This is a genomic window from Paenibacillus sp. P4_A9, assembly GCF_056402415.1.
The window spans coordinates 205725-227984 of record NZ_JBFUHL010000003.1; the positions used below are offsets into that span (position 1 = coordinate 205725).

The window sequence follows — 22260 nt, forward strand, 5'->3', positions numbered from 1 at the left end:
TCCCCTTGCTTTTAGTGACAATTTTGGCGGTCAATGTTTTATATATTCAGGATAACAGTTAATGCTCGATTAAATAAGTACTATCCTATTGTAGTACCCTACATATGAGGTGGAAAATGTGACTATACATGCTTCACAGCGAGATCTTCGAGCTTAATGCACTTGGCATGTACATAGGAAGAAGACCCGCCTGGGCGGGTCTTCTTATTTTCCTTATCCCCACAAACTAATCATCAGAATGCCAATTAATATAAGAATGGAGCAAAGAATCCGCAAGGTGCCTTGCTTTTCCTTGAGCACGACGATGCCCAATATCGTTGCAAAAACAGTCCCAATTTCGCGCAACGGAGAGATTTGGGCAACGGGTGCGTATTTCATCGCGAAAAGGAATAGCAAGTATGAGGCCGGATTGAGAATGGCGCCAAGTAATATAATCTTGAAGTTCAATTTCCACTCTATACGAAGTTGTTTTGAAGCAATAACAATCGGCGTGAGTCCCGCGACGAATCCGATATTGGTCACCTCTAATAAGGAGACAGCGGAGAGGTGAGCGAGGTTTAGCTTATCGACAAGTACGTAGCAAGTCGTGCAAACGCCCACGCTAAGCGCCATTAAAAAAGGTTTAACGGATCCAGTAGCCAGCGTTCCAGCTCGGAAGCCTGTGAAGATACCGCTAAGCGTAATGAAGCCGATGACCATAGAAAGCAAACCTAACCATCCATAGATGGATAAGGATTCGCGCAGAAATAGGACGGCTACAATCGGAATGAGCAAGGTGTTGGTGCCTCTCATAATCGGATAAATCTGCGACAGATCTCCCATCGTATAGGTGCGAGACAGTAAGAGCGCATAAACGGCCTGTAAACAAGCGGATAACAGTAGAAGGCCGTAAGCGGATAAGGATAAAGGATGAAGCCATAATTCTCGAATCAAATACGGAAGAAGGAGTACAGTGGTGACCATGATAATGGACCAAAGGAAAACGCTTTTGTTGCGGCTGCTTTTGGTGAACAAGCTCCAAATGGCATGAGCTAGGCCAGAAGCTAAGACAAGTAAAGTTGCTACGATTAACAAATCATCATCTCCAACTCATTCGTACCGGCTAGGTAAGCCTCAGTGTTGATGCTCAGATGTTCGCTCTGATCAATCACCGGGAAGGTGCTCAGGTTGTTCGCTCAGGATGGTGCCATCAGCGAGTCGCAGCCAAGTTTCAAATGCACGCTCACCTTCGTGGAGGCGAATCATCCTCGCACCACGGTGAAAGCCTTCTTTGCCATACGTATTGTAGCCTGTCGCTCTTCCGTAGCAGAGACGGATCCCGTGAAGCTCGCCCCAGTAATCGTTGATGTGATCATGTCCGCAGAAGGTTCCTACTACATCACCCATTTCAACCATTGCTGCAAAAAGGCCAGAATTCACGCGAGCACAGCAGACATTCTCGTGTTTGTTACCGTAGCATGTTGCGCACTCCCATACTTGCTGATACTCCGGGAGCGGGATATGGAAGAATGCGAGTGCAGGTAGTTCGGCCTGTTCCTTGCTTGCTTGTTCGGTGTACCAGTGGATTTGATCGCTGCGAATCCAGTCATAGCCTTGGATCTGCGGAACTGTCGAGTGACTGCCCGAATCAAAAAAGTATAAGTTCGCTGCCATCTGTCCGTCACGGCTATAAAGGGAAAGGCGGCAATTACCAACCCCGCTAATGTCGGCAGGACCAGGTTGTGTCACATTGTAGGGCTGCTCGAGGATGGTGTCCATGAGCTCATCTCTTGTGATGTAGGCTTCTGTGTCATGATTACCGAATACCACAGCCCATGGAATACGGCGGACTTCCACAGCTTGAACCGCATCGCGGAATGCTTGGCTAGGCTGCTCGCAGCGCTGTTCACCCTCCGAAACAGGTCCCGTATAAATAACATCACCGGTAAAAACGACCAGATCAGGCTGCTCCGCATCAAGTACTTCCTCCATCAGACGAAGGGTTAGTTGATCCTCACTTCTGCCATCGATCCAGTGCAAATCTGTAAATTGCGTAATCGTAAATGTACGATCCTCACGAAATGTGAGTGGATGCCGATTGAACATGATCATAGCCCCCTATATGTAAATGGGTGTGGAATTGTGTTGTTTTAAATATAAATGTTGTTGTTTGTTGACAATTGTATACCCGTTCAGGCAAAGCTGTCAACGAACAAATTTCGGTGAGATGGGGGGATGATGTAAGCATGATTGACACACCTAGCACGAACCCCTACACTTATGAAAACAACATAAAACAACATCATATACAAACCATCGGTCATATTAGGAGGCCATTATGTCATTAACATACGAAGATCGCAGGATGACGATTCTGAATCATTTGGAGCTGGAAGGAAAAGTTCAGGTCCATCACCTATCGGAATTGTTGACGGTTTCGACGGAAACTGTTCGACGCGATTTGGATCGTTTGGAGAAGGAAGGCAAGCTGCGTAAGGTTTACGGGGGAGCTGTCAAAATGCGGATGGAGCTGGTCGAGCCGCCTTTTCTAAATCGCGTGCAAATGATGAAGTCAGAGAAAGCGGCCATCGGTAAGCTGGCAGCCTCACTCGTTCAAGATGGTGAAACGATCATGCTGGATAACGGCACAACGACGATCGAAATCGTCCCCTTTCTGAAAGAGAAGACGAACGTTACGCTCATTACGAACTCGATTCCGATCCTCAATCTGGCGATGGACATGTTCCGGGGGAGAATTATTTTTGCAGGCGGAGAGGTAAGCCAGGAGTGTCGAGCCGTGACAGGTTCCCTTACAGATCAACTGCTCGATCAGTTTAAGGTGAACAAAGCGTTTATTTCCGCTGGCGGCATTTCCCTGCACGATGGTATTACGGACTTTCATTTAGCTGAAGCCGTCATTTCGCGGAAAATGATGCAGCGGGCCGAAGAAACGATTCTGGTTGCAGACCACAGTAAATTCGGACTATCCACGTTCGCAAGAGTTGCCAAGCTGGAGGAAATCTCCATGCTGATCACAGATCCAGGCTGCCCGAAGGAATGGGTGGATACGATTGAGGCGCTTAGCATCGAGGTGCGAATTAGCGAATAATTAATTAGTCATCCTAGATCAGGCAAAGTTACGCTTCCTTAGCGATGAGGAGGCTTTTTTCATATCTGTTTCATTTCTGTATGGATGTATTTGGATAATCTTGACCAACTGGTAGATACTAACGGAAATGTAGTAGGGCGGGAGGGCACGGTAGTATGGAAACAGAACAGGATTCATTTCACATCTCTGAAGAGATTGAGACGAATATACGTAAACTTTTCCAGCTCTTTCATTCTTCCGATGATTTGCGTTCCAGGGAATTTACCTTGCAAGGCTTACAAGGAAGCCTCCTCTATCTGTCTACAATTACAGATACAGATAAGCTGCAATCGGAAATACTCAAACCTTTGCTGCAATCTGGGGAAGGCCGTCTTGAAGATATACTTCCGATTCTAGATATTGAGCTTGTCACCGATTTGAAGTCAGCAGCGGCAGGAATGCTTCAGGGCAAATGTGCGATTCTGCTGCAACAACGAACGGATATTATGTTGGTCGATGCAAGTGCAAGAGTCGCGAACAGCGTGGGAGAACCACAAAATGAACAAACGGTTCGCGGATCACATGTTGGATTTGTGGATGACGTTTATATCAATGGACAATTGATCCACCAACGGTTGAAGAATGCGAACCTCGTTGAACGGCATTTCACCGTAGGTTCCGAAAGCCCGACGAACGTAAAGCTATTATATATGTGTGATATTGCCGACATGACGGTTGTCGATGAGATTATAGCCAATCTGCTCACGAATCAGGCAACCTTCATTAAATCGTCCGGACAAATTACCGATCGATTGGAAAGCAGCCATCTGTCGCCATTTCCACAATTGCTTTTAACCGAAAGACCCGACACTACCGTTTCGCATTTAATGGAAGGACGAATAGCACTATTAATAGACGGAACATCGTCCGCGACCATTCTGCCAGTGACGTTCTTCATGTTTTTTCAGGCCGCAGACGACTTTAATGTCAGGTGGTGGAACGGAACTTTTTTTAGGTTCCTTCGGTTAATCAGCGTCATGATCGGCATTGCACTTCCTTCGGTGTACATATCCATTGTTTCCAATCATTTTGATGTGCTGCCGATTGACTTATTGTTTTCGTTGAAGGCTTCGTTGGAAAATATCCCATTCAATCCGCTCATGGAAGCGATGTTCATGATCACCGTGCTAGAGCTTCTAAGAGAAGCTGCAATCAGACTTCCTAAATCGATCGCATCAACGCTGTCTATCGTCGGAGGTCTCGTGATTGGAAGTGAAGTTGTGAATGCCAATTTGGTTTCTACGACGATGATTGTTGTCATTTCCTTGACAGCCGTCGCTTCTTTCAGTGTGCCATCACATGAAATGCGCCTTGCTATTCGGCTCATCTCATTCCCCATCATGTTTGCTTCCGCGCTGCTTGGTTTTGCGGGTATCGCCTTTAGCTTCTGCCTCTTGTTCATGCATCTAAGTAAACTTGAAACATTTGGAGTGCCTTATTTCTATCCGTTTACTCCGTTTAATCCCAGACGCATTCTGACTACGCTTGTTCAGCTGCCCAAACGAATCTTCGGCAGTAAAGCGTCAGATAGGAGGGCATCATGACTAGGGTTCAATTATTTGCATTCATTCTGCAAACGCAGATTGGTATCGCTGTGCTTTCCTTCCCTTATGATTTGCATAAGGCTGCGGGTGCAGATGGGTGGATTTCTGTTCTTGTGGCTGGAGCTGTTGTTCAGCTCCTCCTAGTGGGTTACGCCATGTTATGTCAAAGATTTCCGCGGCAAAATCTATACCAATTCATACCTCTCATTGTCGGTAAATGGCTCGGGAATGTGCTCAACGTGGTGTATATCTTACATTTTACATTTACGAGCTGCTTGATTTTATTACTGGAAATGGTGATTGTAGAGTTATGGATATTGCCCCACATGACCCCTGGGCTTATCATCGTTGCGAATTGTATCGTTTGCCTATACATGGCCAAGGAGAATATTCGGATTATTGCCCGTTACAATGCGTTAATTACCCTACTCATTATTGTGATGCTGGGGATCATGATGACGAGCTTTAGCCAAATGGATTACCGCTATCTACTGCCTGTTGGGCAAGGCGGGTTTCACGCCATTATGTTGGGGGTAAAAAGCTCTTTGCTTTCCTTTCTGGGTTTTGAAGTGTTGTTAGTGCTGAATTCCGATATACAGGCCAAAGGAAAGAGCTTGATCCCCCCCATTCTGTGGGCAAATGGAGTGGCAACCGCCTTCTTTATGATCATGGTTCTCGTCTGTTATCTAAATTTCAGCCCCGAATCACTTCGTTTCATTCCACAGCCCGTGCCGTACTATCTCAATGGGATTTCCCTGCCGTTTCTAGAACGATTGGATCTGCTCTTTCTTTCTATCTGGCTGGTCAAAGTAACGTCAACACAGATCAGTTACCTCTACAGCGCAGGGAAAGGATTAGGTTTATTATTTCATCGCAATGAGCACAAAAAAGCCATTTATTATCTTGTCCCGCTTGTCTGTTTAATGGGGACATTCTGGCGATCGGAGAATCGGATCCAAGTCTTGGAGAAAATCAGCCAATTCGATAGCTTTATCATACTCGGGATTCCGATCGTACTTTTAATGTTAGCCTGGCTGAGAGGGGAAAGGGGACGGATGCCGCCGGTATGAGAAAACTTGCGATTGGATGCCTTAGCCTCCTGCTACTTTCGGGATGCAACTATCGAAATGAACTTAAGAACCTACAACTCATTTATGCTGCCTCGATTGATACCAACGATCAAAATGAGATCGTCACTACCGCGACTATTCAATCTCCTGGGGGGAAGGAACGAACGGCGCCAGTCCATGAGGTGCTAACCGCATCGGGACCAACGCTGCAAGATGCCTTATTTAAAAAAATCGGATTGCAAATTGCCGGCCCCATAGGTACTTCCAAAAATCAAGTCATTCTGATCGGAGAGAAGCTGGCAAGAAAAGATTTAGCTCAAATGCTGGACGCTTCCTTTCGGAGTTCAAATGTTCCTATGCTTGCAAAAGTAGCGATTGTTCGCGGGAAAGCTGGCGAATTGATTCGTCTCGACCGTATTGGGTCTGCAACGGTAGGTGAATATTTACGGAAAATCCTTAGAAGTGCTAACTATGAAACGATAATTCCTTCAATGACGCTGCATTCACTCTATCCCATTCTACATGATGCAGGACGAGATCCCGTGCTTCCGATTCTGAGGAAGGAGTCCGATAAAGCTGTAGTTGACGGCTTGGCTCTTATGCATGCTCGCAAATATACAGGCTATTCATTAACGCCGGAACAATCCATGCTGTATTTATTAATGAACGGAGAGAAAGGTGACATTTGCGTAATCACAAGGGATATAGAGGAGGAATCTTCCAATAAGAAAGATGAACCCTCCGATTATTTAGCCCTTAACATAATGAATTTTAAGCGGAATAAAGAGGTCTGGATTGATGCGGAGGGGCAAGTGCAGATTCAGATCAACCTGAGTATGAAGGGCAGAGTCATTGAATATGCCAAGGAAGACCTAGCAGACAAGCATAAGATCGAACAATTGAATAAGCGATTCTCCGAGGTACTAACGGATGAAAGCAATGGGATATGCAAACTGCTTCAGCAGGCCAACTCCGATGCTTTGGGCATTGCGCGGGACGTGATGGCTTTTTATCCGAATGAGTGGAAAAAGATGGACTGGGAAACCGACTATCCGAAGGCGAATTTCAAAATTTCTATGAAAGTGAGCATTATCGCTCATGGGATTATTAATTAGTTCTTTTCAACTTTTGCATCCACCTGGACTTGAACGCATGTCGGTTTTCCCGTGCCTGGGACCAACCTTTCGGATCGGAAAGTGCGTCCATCATATGGCCGATTTCAATGGCAGATATGCCGAGACGTTTGGCTATTTGGGGGACCATAATTCTCCCCGGAACGCTGGCGCCGACCAGAACAAGATCGATGTCGTTGCGGTGTTTACTCAGCTTGTGCATCACCGAGCCAATTTCTTTATAGTGATTGAGGGGTATGGCCATAACAACGTGAATCCCCTTATTTCGTAGTTGTTTAGCAGCCATTGGGGCGGCTCGGCCAACGAGAGCTACACGATAGTCACTTATCAAGCGCTGCAAGTATCCCCTTTCGTACAGTTGATCGTTGATAAAGGCATCAGCTATGACCGCAGGGTGCCAACCGGATTTCCTCATAAACGATTGAATATGTGGAATGCTAGGCCCAAAGTGCGATACGCCAACAATATCAGCCTCTCGGACTGATTGATACAATTCCTTCATCATTTTACGAGAGGGCGGTAGATCAATGCCTAGAAACGCTGACACTTCATACAATGATTTGATCTCTCTGCGTGCGAGAAGTTTGGCCACCACATCGCCGATCCGAATGATGGAAATGGGTTTGCGCAACCTGATCGATTGTACCAATCGCCTATAAACGTAATGGGGCCCGACCGTTTTTCGTCCATAGCGTGCTTCGATAATTTTTCTCCGTTTCATTTCGTTAACTATCATTTCGAATACACCTCCTTTTCAAGACTAACCATGCATTCTATGATTATGCCGAAACAGGGTGCACCTATTTTGTCGAATTGCAAGACTTTCCGCTTCCTCTTATTTCACAGCATGATGCTTGGGCCTAAATTCACTTGGCGACTGGCCAGTCCAACGACGGAATTGTCGCGAGAAGTGGCTGGCAGATTGGAAGCCAAGCTTCTCCGCAATGTCCGTCATCGACATGTGCGTTGTGACGAGCAGCTCCTTGGCCAGCTTCAGCTTCATCTGGCTGACATACTGCCGCGGTGACAGGCCGTACACCTTGGCGAATAGCTTGGTGCACTGGCTGCGGCTCAGGTTCAGCTCCTTGGCAATCCCGGCAACAGAGGCTTCTTCGCCGAGGCCGAGCGAAAGCTTTTCTTCGATGGCGTGCGCGATATCTGTGGTGAACAAGGAGGCATCCCTGCTAGGGTCCGATTCAAACTGAATAGGTTGCTTCGTTTGCTTCGGGGCAGCCTGCTCTTGCTGACGCAGCAAATGCAGCACATCATGCAGGATGAGCAGGGTATACGATTGCAGCAGCAGCTTATCTTCGAAGCGCAGCGGAAGCTGCTGCTCTGGATCCTGCAGCTCCATGATCTCCGCAGAGCGGTTACGTTGCATGACAGCCTCTAGCTCACTTACATAGCACATAAGCTTGCTTTGTTCGGCCTGCCTACGAGGGATATGTCGATAAGCAGCCGCGGCGAGCAGACTGCGAATCTCGGTATCGTCGAGGTCAAAATGCACATTGAAATACCCATAGGGCTCGATGCTGGTATTGGCAGATCCATGCCTTATACTGGATTTGATCAGCAGCCAGTCACCTTCCCGCATCGTAATCACATCGCGATTCATTTCTTGAACAACCTCACCCTGCGAGCAGTATAGCAGCTCAAATAAATGGTGATGATGTCGCGGGTAGTGCCAGCCTGGAGGTTGCAAGCCGAAATGGCAGCCTACCACTTGCAGGGTATTTACTAGGTTGGGGAATCGATAAACATCTACCATTGTCGGATTCACATTCGCTTTCATGTTAAAGGTTAGTTTCATCATAACATCCATTGGCACATTTGGTATAGAACATGCACCATTTGGAGATTGAGAAGATAGGGCCGAATCAGCGATGATGAGAGGAGTAAACACCGCTTATACGCATAATTCGGAGGGATGATCGTGGCTATTTTAGCAGCTGCAAATAAACAATTTCTATTAGATGGCAAGCCATTTCAAATGTTGTCGGGCGCTATTCACTATTTCCGCGTGGTCCCTGAGTACTGGGAAGATCGGCTGTTGAAGCTGAAAGCCTGCGGGTTTAACACCGTGGAGACGTATTTGCCTTGGAATTTGCATGAGCCGAAGGAAAATGAATTCAACTTTAGTGGTCTTGCAGACGTGGAGAAATTCATCCAGCTTGCAGGCAATCTCGGTCTGCATGTGATCGTGCGGCCTAGTCCCTACATTTGTGCGGAGTGGGAATTCGGGGGATTACCGGCGTGGCTGTTGCAGTATCCGGCTATGAAGCTGCGCTGTATGGATGCGATGTATTTGCAAAAAGTGGATAACTACTACGATGAATTAATTCCTCGTTTAACGCCGCTTCTAAGCACCAATGGCGGGCCGATCCTAGCGATGCAAATCGAGAATGAGTATGGCAGCTATGGCAATGATACCGCGTACTTAACCTATCTGCGAGATGGGCTAATCAGTCGGGGTGTGGATGTACTGCTGTTTACATCGGATGGTCCTGAGGATGGGATGCTGCAGGGTGGAACGGTCCCAGGAACGCTTGCGACTGTCAATTTCGGCTCACAGCCGGAAGAGGCTTTCGAGAAATTCCGCCAATATCGCGCGGATGAGCCGCTCTTTTGCATGGAGTACTGGAATGGTTGGTTTGATCATTGGTTGAAGCCGCATCACACGCGGGATGCGGGAGATGTAGCGGATGTCTTCGACCGCATGCTTCGCCTTGGTGCATCGGTCAACTTCTATATGTTCCACGGCGGAACGAACTTCGGATTCTATAACGGAGCCAACTATCAAGAGAAATATGAAGCGACGATCACAAGCTACGATTACGATTCACCGTTATCGGAATGCGGGGATGTGACGGAGAAATATCGTGCCGTTCGTAAAGTGATTGCTACTTATTTGGGCAAAACGGAAGCGGAGCTTCCTGCATTGCCAGAACCCATAGCGAAGAAAAGCTATGGTCATATCGCAATGACAGAGCAGGCAGATTTGCTTGATCATCTGTCTTATTTAGCCAAACCTGTCGAGCGCATCTCTCCAGTACCTATGGAACAGCTCGGGCAAGATTACGGATTCATCGTGTATGCGACACACATATCAGGACCTCGTACCGGTGAAAGCCTTCACCTGCAAGAGGTTCATGATCGGGCGCAGGTTTTCTTGAATGGTGTCTATCAAGGTACGGTGGAACGATGGGATGCACGTCCACTCCAGATGGACATTCCTGCTGAGGGAGCGAAGCTTGCGATTGTGGTCGAGAACATGGGGCGCGTGAACTATGGGCCGAAGCTCAGAGACTGTAAGGGAATCACAGAGGGCGTGCGGATGAACAATCAGTTCTTATTTGATTGGACGATATATCCACTCCCATTAGACAACCTAACTACGATTCCATTTGCACAAATCGCGCCAGAGAGTGAAGTGCGTGACCGCCCGTCGTTCTATAGTGGGGAATTTACCGTTGAAGTGGCTGGGGACACATTTGTGAAGTTAGCGGGTTGGTCGAAGGGGATTGTGTGGATCAATGGCTTCAACCTAGGCCGTTACTGGGAAAAAGGACCGCAGCGTACGCTGTATGTGCCAGCTCCTTTGCTCAAAAAAGGGCGTAATGAGCTCATCGTTCTAGAACTGCATCATGCGGAGAAGCTAGTTGTGGAGCTGACCGATACGCCAGACTTAGGGTGATTTGCAACTATCTTGTGCTAAGTATGATAAGATAATTTAAACAACTCTACTACACAAAGGGAAGGATGTTTAAGATGGGGAAATTGACACCTTATCTCTCAACAGATGATGCGAGATCTCAGGCTGCGTTTTACATAGAAGCTCTCGGTGGTGAGATATTGTCCGTCATGACGCATGAACAGTTAATGGGGGCACAACATCAGTTTAAGGACAAAGTCATGCATTTAAGTATGGTCGTTGCTGGAGGAAATGCCATCTTCATGTCGGATTCATTTGAACCGTTTACGCGAGGGCCTGGTATTTCACTTAGTATAGCGTACAACACAGAAGATGAAGCTAGTGATGCATTCGCGAAGCTTGCGGTAGGCGGTAAGGTGAAATACCCAATCGCACAACAACCCTTCGGCTTGTTCTACGGAGAACTAGCAGATAAATACGGTGTAATATGGATGATTACCGCCGAGCCGAAAGTCGATTAATCCAGATCCGTTAAATTTGTAGAAATGCTATGGCTGCCGAGAGGATCGGTGGCCTTTTCATGTTCAATCAAATAATTATAAATTTACCATAGGTAAATTCTTGCTTGAACGGTTGCATCGTGCGAAAATAGGTGTTGGACAATCCATACTTATAAACACACAAGAGGAGTTAACTACCATTATGTTGCACTTGAGTTGGGAAATGATGATGTTCGTTATCATCGGCGGCTTTCTGGCTGCATTTATAGATTCCGTTGTCGGAGGCGGAGGGCTCATTTCGGTGCCGGTTCTGCTTGCAACGGGCATGCCTCCTGCGGTGGCGCTGGGGACGAATAAGTTGGCGAGCAGCATGGGATCGCTGACAAGCACCTTATCTTTTATGCGATCAGGAAATATCGATCTGAAGGCAGTTCGCGTACTATTCGTGCTTTCCTTATCTGGCGCGGTATGCGGGACGTTTGTTTTGCAGCAAATTCCTTCTGACTTTTTAAAGCCACTCGTTGTTGTTATGCTCATTCTGATTACGATCTACACGATATTCCGTAAAAATTGGGGTGACATCTCGACCTTCAGTCAATACTCCGCGAGAACGGCCTTTTTGATGGGGTGTGCGGCTTTCGTTCTAGGCTTCTATGATGGTTTTTTTGGGCCTGGAACCGGCTCTTTTCTAATTTTCGTTTTCCTCATGGTCGGATTCGATTTCGTCAAAGCAGCAGGAAATGCCAAACTCCTAAATTTCGGCAGCAACATCGCAAGCTTGGGGACGTTCATCGTAGTGGGTTCCGTACATTACAAGGTCGGCATCCCTATGGGACTAGCTATGGCTTGCGGCGCCTTTCTCGGCTCGCGCATGGCGATTCGCAAAGGCTCGGCGTATGTGCGACCGCTTTTTATCACGGTATGTGTGCTGCTGGTTGGTAAGCAGATTTGGAGTTTGTTGTAGGGGGAGGCTGCTAAGTGACGTGTCATGTATTCATCACTAGGCACGGGTCCATTGCGAATTGACCGATGGTTATGGTACTATTTTAGCAGAGTATAATTTGAAGGAGGTGAAGGTAGGATGAATCGAGAGTTCGTAAACAACCGTGTGAGCCAGTTACCCATTGCGATGGCTGGCATCGTTCATGCAGAAGTCAAAGACGCGAGAGGTCTGTCCACTTATGCGCATACGGTTAACCAACTCACGAAAAGACGCCTACCTTAACCCTCTACGGAAGCATCCGAAAGGTCGTGGGAATTTTTTCCTGCGGCCTTTTTGTGTCACCTGCGAACAGGTCAGGGTCTGTCTTCATACCAAGGAGGATCCTTTATTATGTTAATTGTTAATGGTCAAAATATAAAAAAATACCACGGTGCACAGCTGGTGCTTGAGGATGTTACGTTTGAAATCCATCAAGGGGAGCGTGTCGGACTTGTGGGTCGCAATGGCAGTGGGAAATCAACGCTGCTGCGTCTTATTTCCAAGATGGAAAAGCCCGATGAAGGGCAATTGACGGTGCGCAAAGATACAGGGATTGGGTATTTGGCCCAAATTCCAACCGCTTGGGAAAGCTTCACGGTGTATGATGTGCTGGCGGCTAGCTTCCAAGAGCTGCTTGCGTGCCGCACAATGATGCGTGAACTTGAAGCGCAGATGTCGAGTCCGGCGATGATGAACGATGAGAAACAGATGGAGCAATTACTGAAACGGTACGCTCAGCTGCAGGAGCGATTCGAACGAGAAGGCGGCTACGAGCTAGATGCCCGCATCGATCAGGTGGCGAACGGACTCCATATCGCAAAGGGATTTTACGAGCGAAGCTTTGCCACCTTGTCGGGGGGAGAAAAGACGAAGATCACTTTAGCTTCGCAGTTAATTGGCAAGCCAGACTTATTACTGCTCGATGAGCCGACGAATCATTTGGATTTGTCCGGCGTGGAGTGGCTGGAGGAGTACCTCAGGCATTACGATGGTGCCTGCATTATTGTGTCCCATGACCGTTATTTTCTGGACCTCGTCGTCACGAAAATTGTGGATTTGGAAGACGGTGAATCGACAACGTATCACACTTCATATTCGGGTTATGTGAAGGAGAAGGAAGTCCGACTTCTTCAGCAGTTCGCGGAGTATCAAGAGCAGCAGAAGGTAATCCGAAAGATGAAGGAGACGATCAAGCAATTGATAGAATGGGGGCGGATCGGCGGGAATGAGAAGTTTTTCCGCCGGGCGTTCTCCATGCAGAAGGCGCTGGATCGGATGGAAAAGCTCAAGCGTCCAGTGCTGGATCCGAAGGCGGCTGATTTCGATTTGAAGCCGGAGGACCGCTCTGGGCGAAGGGTGCTGCGCTTCGAGAATGTTACGAAGCGTTACGGTGAGAAGGTGCTGTTGCAGCAAGCTGGGGGTGCGCTCGAATACGGCGAGAAAGTGATGCTCGTCGGGCATAACGGCTCAGGGAAGACTACCCTGCTGAAGATGCTGCTCGGTGAAGTGCAGCCGGATGGCGGGGATCTCGAGCTGGGGGCTCGAGTCGACATCGGATATTTGGCGCAGCAGGCGTATCCAGCGGATGATAAGAAATCCGTATTGGCGTATTTCTGCGAAGAAGCGAAGCTGGAAGAAGGCGAAGCGCGAGGGCGACTCGCGGCTTACTTATTTTATGGTGCGGATGTGTTCAAATCGGTGAGCTCCTTGTCTGGCGGCGAGTGGACGCAATTGCGGTTAGCCCTGCTTGTACTGCGTAAGCCGAATCTGCTCATTCTGGATGAGCCGACGAATCACATGGACATCGCTTCGCGCGAAGCGTTGGAGGACGCGCTCGAGGAATTCCCTGGCACGGTGCTGGCGGTGACGCATGATCGGTATTTTATGAATCGGCTCGCACGCAAAATATGGGATTTAGACAAAGGGAAGATCACCGTGTATTTAGGTGATTTTGATGCGTATAAGGAAAAGAGCGGAGAGCTTCGCGTGCGGGAAGAGCTCGAAGCGGAGGAACGCCGGTTCGCTGCGGATAAGGCGAAAGTGAAAGTGAAAGTGGCACAGCCCGAGGATTCCGGGGCTAAGCGGGGCAAGACAGCGGCAGCGCCTGGGAAGGCAGCTATGGAGAAGGGGATCGCGAACGCAGAAGCGGAGCTGGCGGTGTTGGATCACCGGCTGCAGCAAGAAAGCGAAACGCTGACACCGGCGGAGCTTACTGAGCTTTGGGAGAAGCGGGAAGCTGTGCAGGGACAGTTGGATGCGCTGTATGAGCAGTGGGTGCTGCTGGAGGAGTAGAAGAGTTTCCCACGCGATACTCGCAAACGGACACAGTGGACCTTATTTGCTCCAAATTAGCGGCTTTGAAATTCTAACGGACACAGGTGCCTCTATTCGCCCGTTTTCAGTCATCTATCTAGAAACTAAGCCCGATTAACGGCTGGAGTGTCCGTTAGATTGTGAAAAGGCCAAATTCGACCGAAATAACGGCATCCATGTCCGTTAGCCGAACGAGTCTCCTACGTAACACCTTCGCCGTCCAGTCACAGAGGCAGAAGAGAGCGGTGCTCGGCAATTAATGATTCATGGAACTAGAAATCATTTTTCGTGCGATAATGTAGGATATCTGTGATAGGAACGAGGTTCGTACATGCGTAGGAACAAATTACTTTTCGGAATGATCTGGGTCGTGCTAACTATCCTGTACTATTTGGCTTATGGCATTGTGAATCAGGTTATAGATGTGAGGGAGAATGGATTTGACCTCGTTAACACAACGATCAGTTTACTGCCTTTTGTTATATCCGTAGGTATTACGTATGTGCTTATTCGGCTGATAGCTAGATGTCGAACGCATAAAGTACGGTGGATGATCATTCTGTCTATCCTACTGGCCGTTCCTACAAGTCTATCCGTCATCAAACTATTGGATCAGCAGTTGAAGAAAGTCGATCCGATTCAACATCAAACACTAGCTGAAAATTTCCAAAAACAGATCAATGCCATTCAAGGCAGTGGGATAACAACTACAAGGAATGTCAAAGAACTAACCCATTTTGCATGGGATAAGCTCTATCTGTTCAGTCCGTATACATCTCACACTCAAATCAATGAGCGACTAGGCTACACGTGGACCCATAATTCGTTACGATTATCTTACGATAATAGCTATCTTCTTGTTTTTATTTTGAATGGAAAAGTCGTGCAATATCTGGATCTCTCCACTCCGATTCAAGGCGATAGGAACACGAGTTACACCCCTGAGCGTGCCAGCATTCAGTTTTTCAACACGTCAACAGACAACAACCAAACGTATCACAAGCAAATACAACTTATCGAACGCAGCAATTAGGCTTAGTTGCACAATTGACTTCGTTTCGCCACTGATCTGTCATGGAAGTTAAGAAGCCCAGTATGATAAGCTAGAGGTACTAGTAGAAGGAGGCGATTGCTGTGATACAAGTTTTCCCGGCCCACACGCGTAATTCAACCGATATGGGGTGGCTCAAGAGCCACAAAAGTTTCTCATTCGGCGATTATTTTGATGAAGAGAATGTCAGCTTCGGTGTGATGCGTGTTTGTAATGACGATGATATCGCAGCAGGACGGGGCTTTGGCCCACATCCCCATAGCGATATGGAGATTGTCAGCATCGTGCTCAGCGGAGCGATAAAACATGAAGATAGCCTCGGCCATGTGGCCGTAACAGCGGCGAATGGCGTACAGCGGATGTCCGCAGGCAGCGGTGTTATTCATGCCGAATATAATGCATCGGAAACGGAGCCGATGAGTCTTTTTCAACTGTGGTTTATGCCAGCAAAACGAGGAATGGAGCCTTCTTTTGAAAATGTGACGTATGTGCCGGAGGCGATGGTAAACCATCTCTTGCCGGTCGTAACTCCTGTTGGTGGCCCTCACATTGCGAAAATCCATCAAGACATGAGTATTTACCTCTGTAAGCTGGATGCGGGCAAGGAGCTTCAGTTCGAGCAGGGCGAGAATCGCCGCATTTTCCTCATGCTCGTAAGCGGGAAATGCTCCGCTAATGATGCGGTACTGGAAGCGAAGGATAGCGCGCGTATGCAAGCGGAGTCAATATTGACCATTCGTGCACTGGAAGATACACATTTCATGCTAATCGATCTGCCATAAGGCGGTAACGGAGAGATAGAGGAGGTTGCAGCGATGAAGGAAACTTTTTTGGTGAAGCATGCGGTAGGCGGACGTGCATTTATTGATACGGGGAAGCACCCGATGTCCTATACATGGAAGCAGCAAGGCGAACAATGGTTGTTCAGCGTGCAGATCGATCAGCCAGAGCGAATTGCGGAGCTTTTGAAATGGAAAGATGAATTGAATGTATTTGTTTTCCAAGAGTTTGAGAATGAGCCTACACGGAAATTATGGTTCTATGTCGGTGATGATGCCGTTCAGTATTCCGAGGACAAGGGCGAGCTAACGATCGTCGCAACCTCCCATATCAGCTATATTCCCGACCAATTTAGTGTGAAGTGATAGGAGCAATACCCATGAAAGTTCAGGACCAACAACTAGAGAAAGCGATCCCTTTTATACAAGAATGCTACACCGAATTAGGCAAAAGTCAGGCCCAAATTGACGCGCGTATTGCAGAGATCACGCAAGCGATTCGGTATAAAGGGGAGTACGAGCACACGATTGAAGAGCTGACGCATGGTGCGAAAATGGCTTGGCGCAACAGCAACCGCTGCATCGGTCGCTTGTTCTGGGAGTCGCTTCGTGTATACGATGCTCGTCATATCGAGACTGAAGAGGCGGCTGCTGACGCGCTTTTCAGGCATATTGAGGAAGCGACGAATGGCGGGAAGATCCGCCCGGTTATCACTGTCTTTCCGGCTGCGCGAGATGGAAAGCCCGTCGTCCAGATTAAGAACGAACAGTTGGTTCGTTATGCAGGCTATGAGACAGGGGACGGCATCGTGGGCGATCCGGCTTCACTGGCCTTCACGAAAGAATGCCAGGCACTCGGCTGGCAAGGTGCAGGCACACATTTCGATGTGCTCCCGCTCTTGCTTCAGGTGGGAGAGCGAGCGCCAAGGTTGTTTGAGATTCCAAAAGCGTTGATTCTGGAGGTTGCTATTAGGCATCCGGAGCTGCAGGCGTTTGAAGAGCTGAACCTGCAATGGTATGCGGTGCCGATGGTCTCGAACATGTACCTCGAAATGGGCGGAGTGATTTATCCCGCGGCTCCTTTTAACGGGTGGTACATGGGAACGGAGATCGGCGCGCGGAACTTTGCCGATGAGACCAGATACAACATGCTGCCGCGGGTAGCGGCGATTATGGGACTCGACACGCGGCGCGAAGCGTCCCTATGGCGGGACAAAGCGTTGGTCGAGCTGAATGTAGCGGTGCTGCATTCGTTTGGGCAGCAGGGTGTCGCCATCGTCGATCACCATACGGCGGCGAAGCAGTTCAAACGGTTCGAAGACAACGAGGAAAAGAGCGGGCGTGACGTCACTGGCGATTGGACGTGGCTGATTCCACCGCTTTCACCCGCGACGACGCATATTTTTCATCAGCATTATTCGAACGAAGTGAAGCTGCCGAATTTCTTTTACCGTAGAAGTAAGCGCTAGTCTCAGTTCACGGAGGGCGTTATTCAAGTTGTAGAGTCTACTCACGTATGCACACATGGTGTGGGGCGGGGGTAGACTTTTTGCTGTTTAGGAAATACTTGCGAGTAACTCTATAGAAAGTGGCGCCCACAGGGTAGCTTAGCCACTCTGAAGCTGGAATTTCCAGCTTTAGAATGTCAGATGGAGTAGCTGAGCCACACTGAAGCTGGATATTCCAGCTTTAGTAGGTCAGTTGGAGTAGCCGAGCCACACTGAAGCTGGATATTCCAGCTTTAGAATTACTCGAAATAATCGAGTAACTCTATGGGGACTGGCACGCGCAGCATAGGGTTAGTCGTAAAGGTCCAATCCACAATAGTTTAATAGCCAAACTAACTCGTATGTAGTATGATTTGGCATATTGAAAGCACGTACTATACGCGAAATGGGGAACTCCGCTTGTGGCAGAAGGTAGCTAACTGGAATACATTGCGCAATCAGATGCTGGCGGGATTTATTGCCGTGATGATCATCGTTCTGGTCTGCGCAGGCGCTATTACGTACAACTCGGTGTCTACCCTCCTCAATACGAAGGCGGAGACGCAGATGAAGCAAATCGCCAGTCAAGCCAATGGCCGGCTGGAAGCGCTCATTACACAAATCGATACGCTAACGTTACAGGCTGTAAATGATGTGTATCTACAGCAAGTGTTTCTTTCGGCCGTTCAAGGGAGAACGATGAGCTTCAGCGAACGTCAGTCGCTTTTGAAAATCGCCAATCATATCCAAGGCTATAGCGGTGTTAGCAATGTAGAGCTGTATACCACTGACTTTGCGCGCATGTTCCCGCTGGATGAGCAGAAGCTTACGGAACGCGTCGAGCCGAACTGGATTGAGCAGGCGGATAAAGAAAAGGGCAGGCTAGTTTGGGTAGGGAACGATCCGAAGGATCCGGAATCGGTGCTAGCCATTCGTCGGATCAATTTAATTGACCGATGGTTCTCGAATGGCGGGTATTTAATGGTGCGAATTAATCGCAGCTATTTTGATTTCCAGAGCCAGCTGCCGGAATCGGGGCAGCGCGAGTTGATGCTGCTAGCCGATAGCTCGGCTAGACCAATTGTTTCGGGCGGCGAAGCGCTCGCCAACATTAGCGGACTGATGCATACCGACTCGCAACAGGTGACGCTGGAGCAGAAACGGTACATTCTGGTAAAGCAGCTCTCGGAGCAAACGGGCTGGACGTTGATGATTTTGTATCCGGTGAGTGATATTACCGATGGGATTTCCGTGCTGCGTTGGGCAATTATCGTATCTGGGGCAATCGGATTGGTTCTGTTTATTATCCTTTCGTTTCTTCTTTCCTCGATGATTACGAGGCCGATTCTCCGGCTGATGCGAGCCATGAGAAATACAAGACAAGGGGTGCTGACACCCAATCTGACGCAGTCTTACACCACGGAGCTGAACGATTTGAACATGACCTACAATCAGATGGTCGATAATATCAATCGGCTCATTAAACTCGTGTATGAGAAAGAAATGATCCAAAGCCGAACCGAGCTGCAGGCACTTCAAGCGCAGATTGACCCGCACTTTTTATATAACACATTAGAAGCACTGTACTGGTCTTTGCAGGAAAAAGAGGAGGAAGCGCTTGCTGATCTCGTCGTATCCATGTCTGATTTATTCCGCTATGTCATCGGTAATCCCAATAAAGAGGTATGGGTCGATTTGGCCGAGGAATTGGAACATATTAAGCGGTATTTGAGCATTATGAGTGTACGGTTCGGCTCCCGTTTAGTTTGGGAAATAGACAGTGAAGATACGTACAGTCATGTACATATCCCTAAGTTGCTCATCCAGCCCTTAGTGGAGAATGCGATTTTACATGGCTTAGAGGGAAAAATAGGAACGGGACTCATCACAATCCGTGTGGAGCCGTCACCGCTACAAGCAGATGAACTGCGGATCACAGTAAGTGATGACGGGCCAGGTATGAACGAAGAGACACTTCAAGCTGTGAAGGAGTCGATAGAGCAGGGCGGCGGCATGGGCATTGGTACTGGCTCTGGCACTGGCACTGGATCAGGATCAGGTGCTGCCCCTAGCACGACTACCCCATCAGCCAAAGGGAAAGGCATGGCCATCTCCAATGTGCAGCGACGACTTCAGCTTTATTACCCTTCACTTCCAGATACGTACCGCGGTTTGACGATCTCCAGCGTCCCTGGGCAAGGGACAAGCGTGAGCTTCGATATTCCGATTGAAGCTGATGCTTTCGAGGCTAGTTTTTCTGGCGAAAAACTTTTAGGAGGAACACGATGAACGAATCGGGGAAAACCATACTCATCGTTGACGATGAGCCATTAACGAGAGAAGGCATACGCAAAACATTAGAAGCCTGGTCGATCGGGCGTTATCAGATACTAAGCTGCAGCAACGGAACGGAAGCACTGGAGCTTCTCCAAACCCGCCCCGTTCATCTCTTGATTACGGACATCCGAATGCCTGAAATCAACGGACTGCAGGTGGTAGAGGGCACACGAAGTTTCGCCCACAAGCCTGTTGCGATCATTATTTCCGGACATCCTGATTTCCAATACGCACAAACAGCCATCGAGTTAGGTGTCGTTAACTATTTGCTCAAGCCCATCCAGAAGAGCAAGCTGATCGACGCCGTCGAGCAAGCACTGCGCATTGAAGAAAAACGGGGTCGCGTAGAGACGATGGAGAAAATGGTGGATACTCGCCTGATGCAGGCGAAGACCGCTGACAAAAACTATAGCCCGCCTGTCCAACAGGCAGTACTTTATGTTGAACAAAATATACAAGCGCCACTGGGCATGAGCGAAGTGGCTAGCCATATACACCTGAATCCGAGCTATTTCAGCGCGCTTTTCAAAGAGCAAACCGGCTTCACCTTCAGCGAATATGTCACGAGAAGCCGGATCCAGAAGGCTAAGGAGCTGCTGTTGCAAACAAGGTTAACGATCGCCGATATTTCGGAGCAAGTTGGTTATCAGACGTCGAAATATTTCATTAAGCTGTTCAAAGAGTACGAAGGGACTAGCCCAAATCAGTATCGGAAACAGATCATGGATGCCGAGGATCGGATAGATACCTCGAAATAGTGGAATATTACCCGATAGCTGTTACTCTCTGTGGCCTCTATGAAAGCGCTACAATAAAACACGTAGCACACAAATGATTAGGGGGAAACAAAACATGGTAAGAAAAACGCTTACATGGTCACTAACAACGATGCTCGGCCTATCCGTGGCACTGACGGGCTGCTCTAGCTCTACAGATAATGCGAGCCAAACGACAGCACCTGCAGCAACAGCGAAAGCAACCGAAGCAGCAAGTGCTCAACCTGCTAAAAAAGTAACAATTAAAATGATGCACCTTTGGCCAACAGGAAACTCCGCAACGCAAAACAAAATTGTAAACGATATCATCAAAGAGTATCAAGCCGCTAATCCGAATGTTACGATCGAACAAGAAGTGCTTGAGAATGAACAATATAAGAATAAAATGAAAGTGCTTTCTACTTCAAATGCGCTTCCAGACGTGGGCTTCACATGGGCAGCTGGCTACATGGATCCATATGTAAAAGGTGACATGTTTGCTCCACTTGATGACCTGCTGCAAGGTGATTTGAAAGACAAGTTCGTTAAAGGGACAACCGATGCGTACGCATTCGGCGGCAAAACCTACGGACTTCCAGTTGAATTAAACATCGTACCGGTGTATTACAATAAAGCGCTCTTTGCTAAGTACAACCTTGCGCCTCCTAAGACATATGACGAGTTCAAAAATATTGTCAAAACGCTTAGCTCGAACGGTGTAGCACCAATCGCACTTGGTAACAAAGACCGTTGGACGGGTTCCCTCTGGTACATGTACCTTGCTGACCGGATCGGCGGACCAGAAACATTGAAAAAAGCGATTGACCGCACAGGCTCCTTCACTGATCCTGGCTTAGTTCGCGCAGCTTCGGAAATTGCAGGCCTTGTAGACATGAACGCGTTCAACAAAGGCTTTAACGGACTTGGCAACGATGAAGGTAAAGCTGAATTCATGAATAGCAAAGCAGCTATGTACATGATGGGAACGTGGGAATTGCCGAACTACACAACGAATAAAGACGTTCCACAAGCGTTCAAGGATCAAATCGGATTCTTTAAATTCCCAACGGTTGATGGCGGTAAAGGAAATATGGATAGCTGGGTTGGCGGACCAGGCGTAGGCTTGTTCGTTGCGAACAACTCCAAAGTGAAAGAAGAGTCCAAGAAATTTGTCAGCTTCTTCGTATCGAAGTGGGGCGAGCACGCTATTTCTGAAGCAGGCGTAATCCCAGCTACAAAAGTAGACACATCCAAAGTGAAGCTGCCGCAAATGTACATCGACCTATTGAACGAGCTGAATAAAGCGAGCAATATCACGCTGTTCGCAGATGTTCAAATGAAGCCTGCTTCCGCAGAAGTTCACTTGAATATGATTCAAGCTTTGTTTGGTAAAGCGGTAACACCGGAAGCTTTTGCCAAGAATCATGAGGATGCCTTGGCGAAGGAAGCCAAGTAACCTACCGAATACGAAGGATACGGGAAAGGACATATCCCTGCAAAGAGATATGTCCTTTGTCATTACCGGTGTGA

Annotated in this window: 20 protein-coding genes; 16 read left to right on the forward strand and 4 right to left on the reverse strand. The window is 48.1% G+C overall.

The genetic code is table 11. The features are described from left to right. Positions 1-213: 213 nt before the first annotated feature. Positions 214-1074, reverse strand: coding sequence for an EamA family transporter (locus AC1DVJ_RS04810; protein ID WP_477588782.1), 861 nt, complete (start codon positions 1072-1074; stop codon positions 214-216). Positions 1075-1143: 69 nt separating this feature from the next. After that, positions 1144-2085, reverse strand: a complete 942-nt coding sequence (locus AC1DVJ_RS04815; RefSeq protein WP_477588784.1) for a metallophosphoesterase family protein — start codon at positions 2083-2085, stop codon at positions 1144-1146. A gap of 232 nt (positions 2086-2317) precedes the next feature. Between AC1DVJ_RS04815 and AC1DVJ_RS04820 the strand changes: the two genes are divergently transcribed. The 4 genes from AC1DVJ_RS04820 (at position 2318) to AC1DVJ_RS04835 (ending at position 6856) form a co-directional block, all read left to right on the forward strand. Continuing rightward, positions 2318-3088 (forward strand): DeoR/GlpR family DNA-binding transcription regulator, encoded by a 771-nt coding sequence (locus AC1DVJ_RS04820; protein WP_477588786.1) that lies wholly within the window; start codon positions 2318-2320, stop codon positions 3086-3088. 155 nt (positions 3089-3243) lie between these two features. Beyond that, on the forward strand, positions 3244-4671 hold the full coding sequence (locus AC1DVJ_RS04825; protein ID WP_477588788.1) for a spore germination protein: 1428 nt from the start codon (positions 3244-3246) through the stop codon (positions 4669-4671). After that, positions 4668-5741 (forward strand): GerAB/ArcD/ProY family transporter, encoded by a 1074-nt coding sequence (locus AC1DVJ_RS04830; protein ID WP_477588789.1) that lies wholly within the window; start codon positions 4668-4670, stop codon positions 5739-5741. The genes AC1DVJ_RS04825 and AC1DVJ_RS04830 overlap by 4 nt, the downstream gene beginning before the upstream one ends. Further along, positions 5738-6856 carry a Ger(x)C family spore germination protein gene (locus tag AC1DVJ_RS04835; protein ID WP_477588791.1) on the forward strand — a complete coding sequence of 373 codons (1119 nt, stop codon included), beginning with the start codon at positions 5738-5740 and terminating at the stop codon, positions 6854-6856. Before AC1DVJ_RS04830 ends, AC1DVJ_RS04835 begins: the two co-directional genes overlap by 4 nt. Here the strand turns inward: AC1DVJ_RS04835 and AC1DVJ_RS04840 are convergent. After that, positions 6849-7610, reverse strand: a complete 762-nt coding sequence (locus tag AC1DVJ_RS04840; RefSeq protein WP_477588793.1) for a GT-D fold domain-containing protein — start codon at positions 7608-7610, stop codon at positions 6849-6851. The genes AC1DVJ_RS04835 and AC1DVJ_RS04840 overlap by 8 nt on opposite strands. 99 nt (positions 7611-7709) lie before the next feature. Then, a complete protein-coding gene (locus AC1DVJ_RS04845) occupies positions 7710-8666 on the reverse strand; it encodes a helix-turn-helix domain-containing protein (RefSeq protein ID WP_477588795.1) in 957 nt (318 codons plus the stop codon). A gap of 141 nt (positions 8667-8807) precedes the next feature. Between AC1DVJ_RS04845 and AC1DVJ_RS04850 the strand changes: the two genes are divergently transcribed. The 12 genes from AC1DVJ_RS04850 (at position 8808) to AC1DVJ_RS04905 (ending at position 22186) form a co-directional block, all read left to right on the forward strand. Beyond that, entirely contained in the window at positions 8808-10568 is a 1761-nt protein-coding gene (locus tag AC1DVJ_RS04850; protein ID WP_477588796.1) for a glycoside hydrolase family 35 protein, read from the forward strand. 74 nt (positions 10569-10642) lie between these two features. Next, positions 10643-11047, forward strand: coding sequence for a VOC family protein (locus AC1DVJ_RS04855; RefSeq protein WP_477588798.1), 405 nt, complete (start codon positions 10643-10645; stop codon positions 11045-11047). A gap of 181 nt (positions 11048-11228) precedes the next feature. Continuing rightward, the gene (locus AC1DVJ_RS04860; protein ID WP_477588948.1) at positions 11229-11990 is read left to right on the forward strand and encodes a TSUP family transporter; all 762 of its coding nucleotides are present in this window, start codon (positions 11229-11231) and stop codon (positions 11988-11990) included. Between the two features lie 117 nt (positions 11991-12107). Next, positions 12108-12251: an RAxF-45 family protein gene (locus AC1DVJ_RS04865; protein ID WP_477588800.1), complete on the forward strand. Its 144-nt coding sequence runs from the start codon at positions 12108-12110 to the stop codon at positions 12249-12251. 108 nt (positions 12252-12359) lie between these two features. Continuing rightward, positions 12360-14300: a ribosomal protection-like ABC-F family protein gene (gene abc-f / locus AC1DVJ_RS04870; protein ID WP_477588801.1), complete on the forward strand. Its 1941-nt coding sequence runs from the start codon at positions 12360-12362 to the stop codon at positions 14298-14300. Between the two features lie 352 nt (positions 14301-14652). Further along, a complete protein-coding gene (locus tag AC1DVJ_RS04875) occupies positions 14653-15354 on the forward strand; it encodes a hypothetical protein (protein ID WP_477588802.1) in 702 nt (233 codons plus the stop codon). Positions 15355-15455: 101 nt separating this feature from the next. Continuing rightward, entirely contained in the window at positions 15456-16154 is a 699-nt protein-coding gene (locus AC1DVJ_RS04880; protein ID WP_477588804.1) for a pirin family protein, read from the forward strand. Positions 16155-16187: 33 nt separating this feature from the next. Beyond that, positions 16188-16517, forward strand: coding sequence for a hypothetical protein (locus tag AC1DVJ_RS04885; protein WP_477588806.1), 330 nt, complete (start codon positions 16188-16190; stop codon positions 16515-16517). 14 nt (positions 16518-16531) lie between these two features. After that, positions 16532-17620 carry a nitric oxide synthase oxygenase gene (locus AC1DVJ_RS04890; protein WP_477588807.1) on the forward strand — a complete coding sequence of 363 codons (1089 nt, stop codon included), beginning with the start codon at positions 16532-16534 and terminating at the stop codon, positions 17618-17620. Positions 17621-18007: 387 nt separating this feature from the next. Further along, the gene (locus tag AC1DVJ_RS04895; RefSeq protein WP_477588808.1) at positions 18008-19927 is read left to right on the forward strand and encodes a sensor histidine kinase; all 1920 of its coding nucleotides are present in this window, start codon (positions 18008-18010) and stop codon (positions 19925-19927) included. Then, positions 19924-20733: a response regulator transcription factor gene (locus tag AC1DVJ_RS04900; RefSeq protein ID WP_477588810.1), complete on the forward strand. Its 810-nt coding sequence runs from the start codon at positions 19924-19926 to the stop codon at positions 20731-20733. Before AC1DVJ_RS04895 ends, AC1DVJ_RS04900 begins: the two co-directional genes overlap by 4 nt. A gap of 94 nt (positions 20734-20827) precedes the next feature. Continuing rightward, entirely contained in the window at positions 20828-22186 is a 1359-nt protein-coding gene (locus AC1DVJ_RS04905; RefSeq protein ID WP_477588812.1) for an extracellular solute-binding protein, read from the forward strand. The last annotated feature ends 74 nt before the right edge of the window (positions 22187-22260 follow it).

Bases quoted from the DNA above. Each gene is read 5' to 3' on its own strand.
- AC1DVJ_RS04815 (WP_477588784.1), bottom strand. From the start codon at position 2,085: ATGTTCAATCGGCATCCACTCACATTTCGTGAGGATCGTACATTTACG.
- AC1DVJ_RS04820 (WP_477588786.1), top strand. From the start codon at position 2,318: ATGTCATTAACATACGAAGATCGCAGGATGACGATTCTGAATCATTTG.
- AC1DVJ_RS04825 (WP_477588788.1), top strand. From the start codon at position 3,244: ATGGAAACAGAACAGGATTCATTTCACATCTCTGAAGAGATTGAGACG.
- AC1DVJ_RS04830 (WP_477588789.1), top strand. From the start codon at position 4,668: ATGACTAGGGTTCAATTATTTGCATTCATTCTGCAAACGCAGATTGGT.
- AC1DVJ_RS04835 (WP_477588791.1), top strand. From the start codon at position 5,738: ATGAGAAAACTTGCGATTGGATGCCTTAGCCTCCTGCTACTTTCGGGA.
- AC1DVJ_RS04840 (WP_477588793.1), bottom strand. From the start codon at position 7,610: ATGATAGTTAACGAAATGAAACGGAGAAAAATTATCGAAGCACGCTAT.
- AC1DVJ_RS04845 (WP_477588795.1), bottom strand. From the start codon at position 8,666: ATGAAAGCGAATGTGAATCCGACAATGGTAGATGTTTATCGATTCCCC.
- AC1DVJ_RS04855 (WP_477588798.1), top strand. From the start codon at position 10,643: ATGGGGAAATTGACACCTTATCTCTCAACAGATGATGCGAGATCTCAG.
- AC1DVJ_RS04860 (WP_477588948.1), top strand. From the start codon at position 11,229: ATGTTGCACTTGAGTTGGGAAATGATGATGTTCGTTATCATCGGCGGC.
- AC1DVJ_RS04865 (WP_477588800.1), top strand. From the start codon at position 12,108: ATGAATCGAGAGTTCGTAAACAACCGTGTGAGCCAGTTACCCATTGCG.
- abc-f (WP_477588801.1), top strand. From the start codon at position 12,360: ATGTTAATTGTTAATGGTCAAAATATAAAAAAATACCACGGTGCACAG.
- AC1DVJ_RS04875 (WP_477588802.1), top strand. From the start codon at position 14,653: ATGCGTAGGAACAAATTACTTTTCGGAATGATCTGGGTCGTGCTAACT.
- AC1DVJ_RS04885 (WP_477588806.1), top strand. From the start codon at position 16,188: ATGAAGGAAACTTTTTTGGTGAAGCATGCGGTAGGCGGACGTGCATTT.
- AC1DVJ_RS04890 (WP_477588807.1), top strand. From the start codon at position 16,532: ATGAAAGTTCAGGACCAACAACTAGAGAAAGCGATCCCTTTTATACAA.
- AC1DVJ_RS04895 (WP_477588808.1), top strand. From the start codon at position 18,008: ATGATTTGGCATATTGAAAGCACGTACTATACGCGAAATGGGGAACTC.
- AC1DVJ_RS04900 (WP_477588810.1), top strand. From the start codon at position 19,924: ATGAACGAATCGGGGAAAACCATACTCATCGTTGACGATGAGCCATTA.
- AC1DVJ_RS04905 (WP_477588812.1), top strand. From the start codon at position 20,828: ATGGTAAGAAAAACGCTTACATGGTCACTAACAACGATGCTCGGCCTA.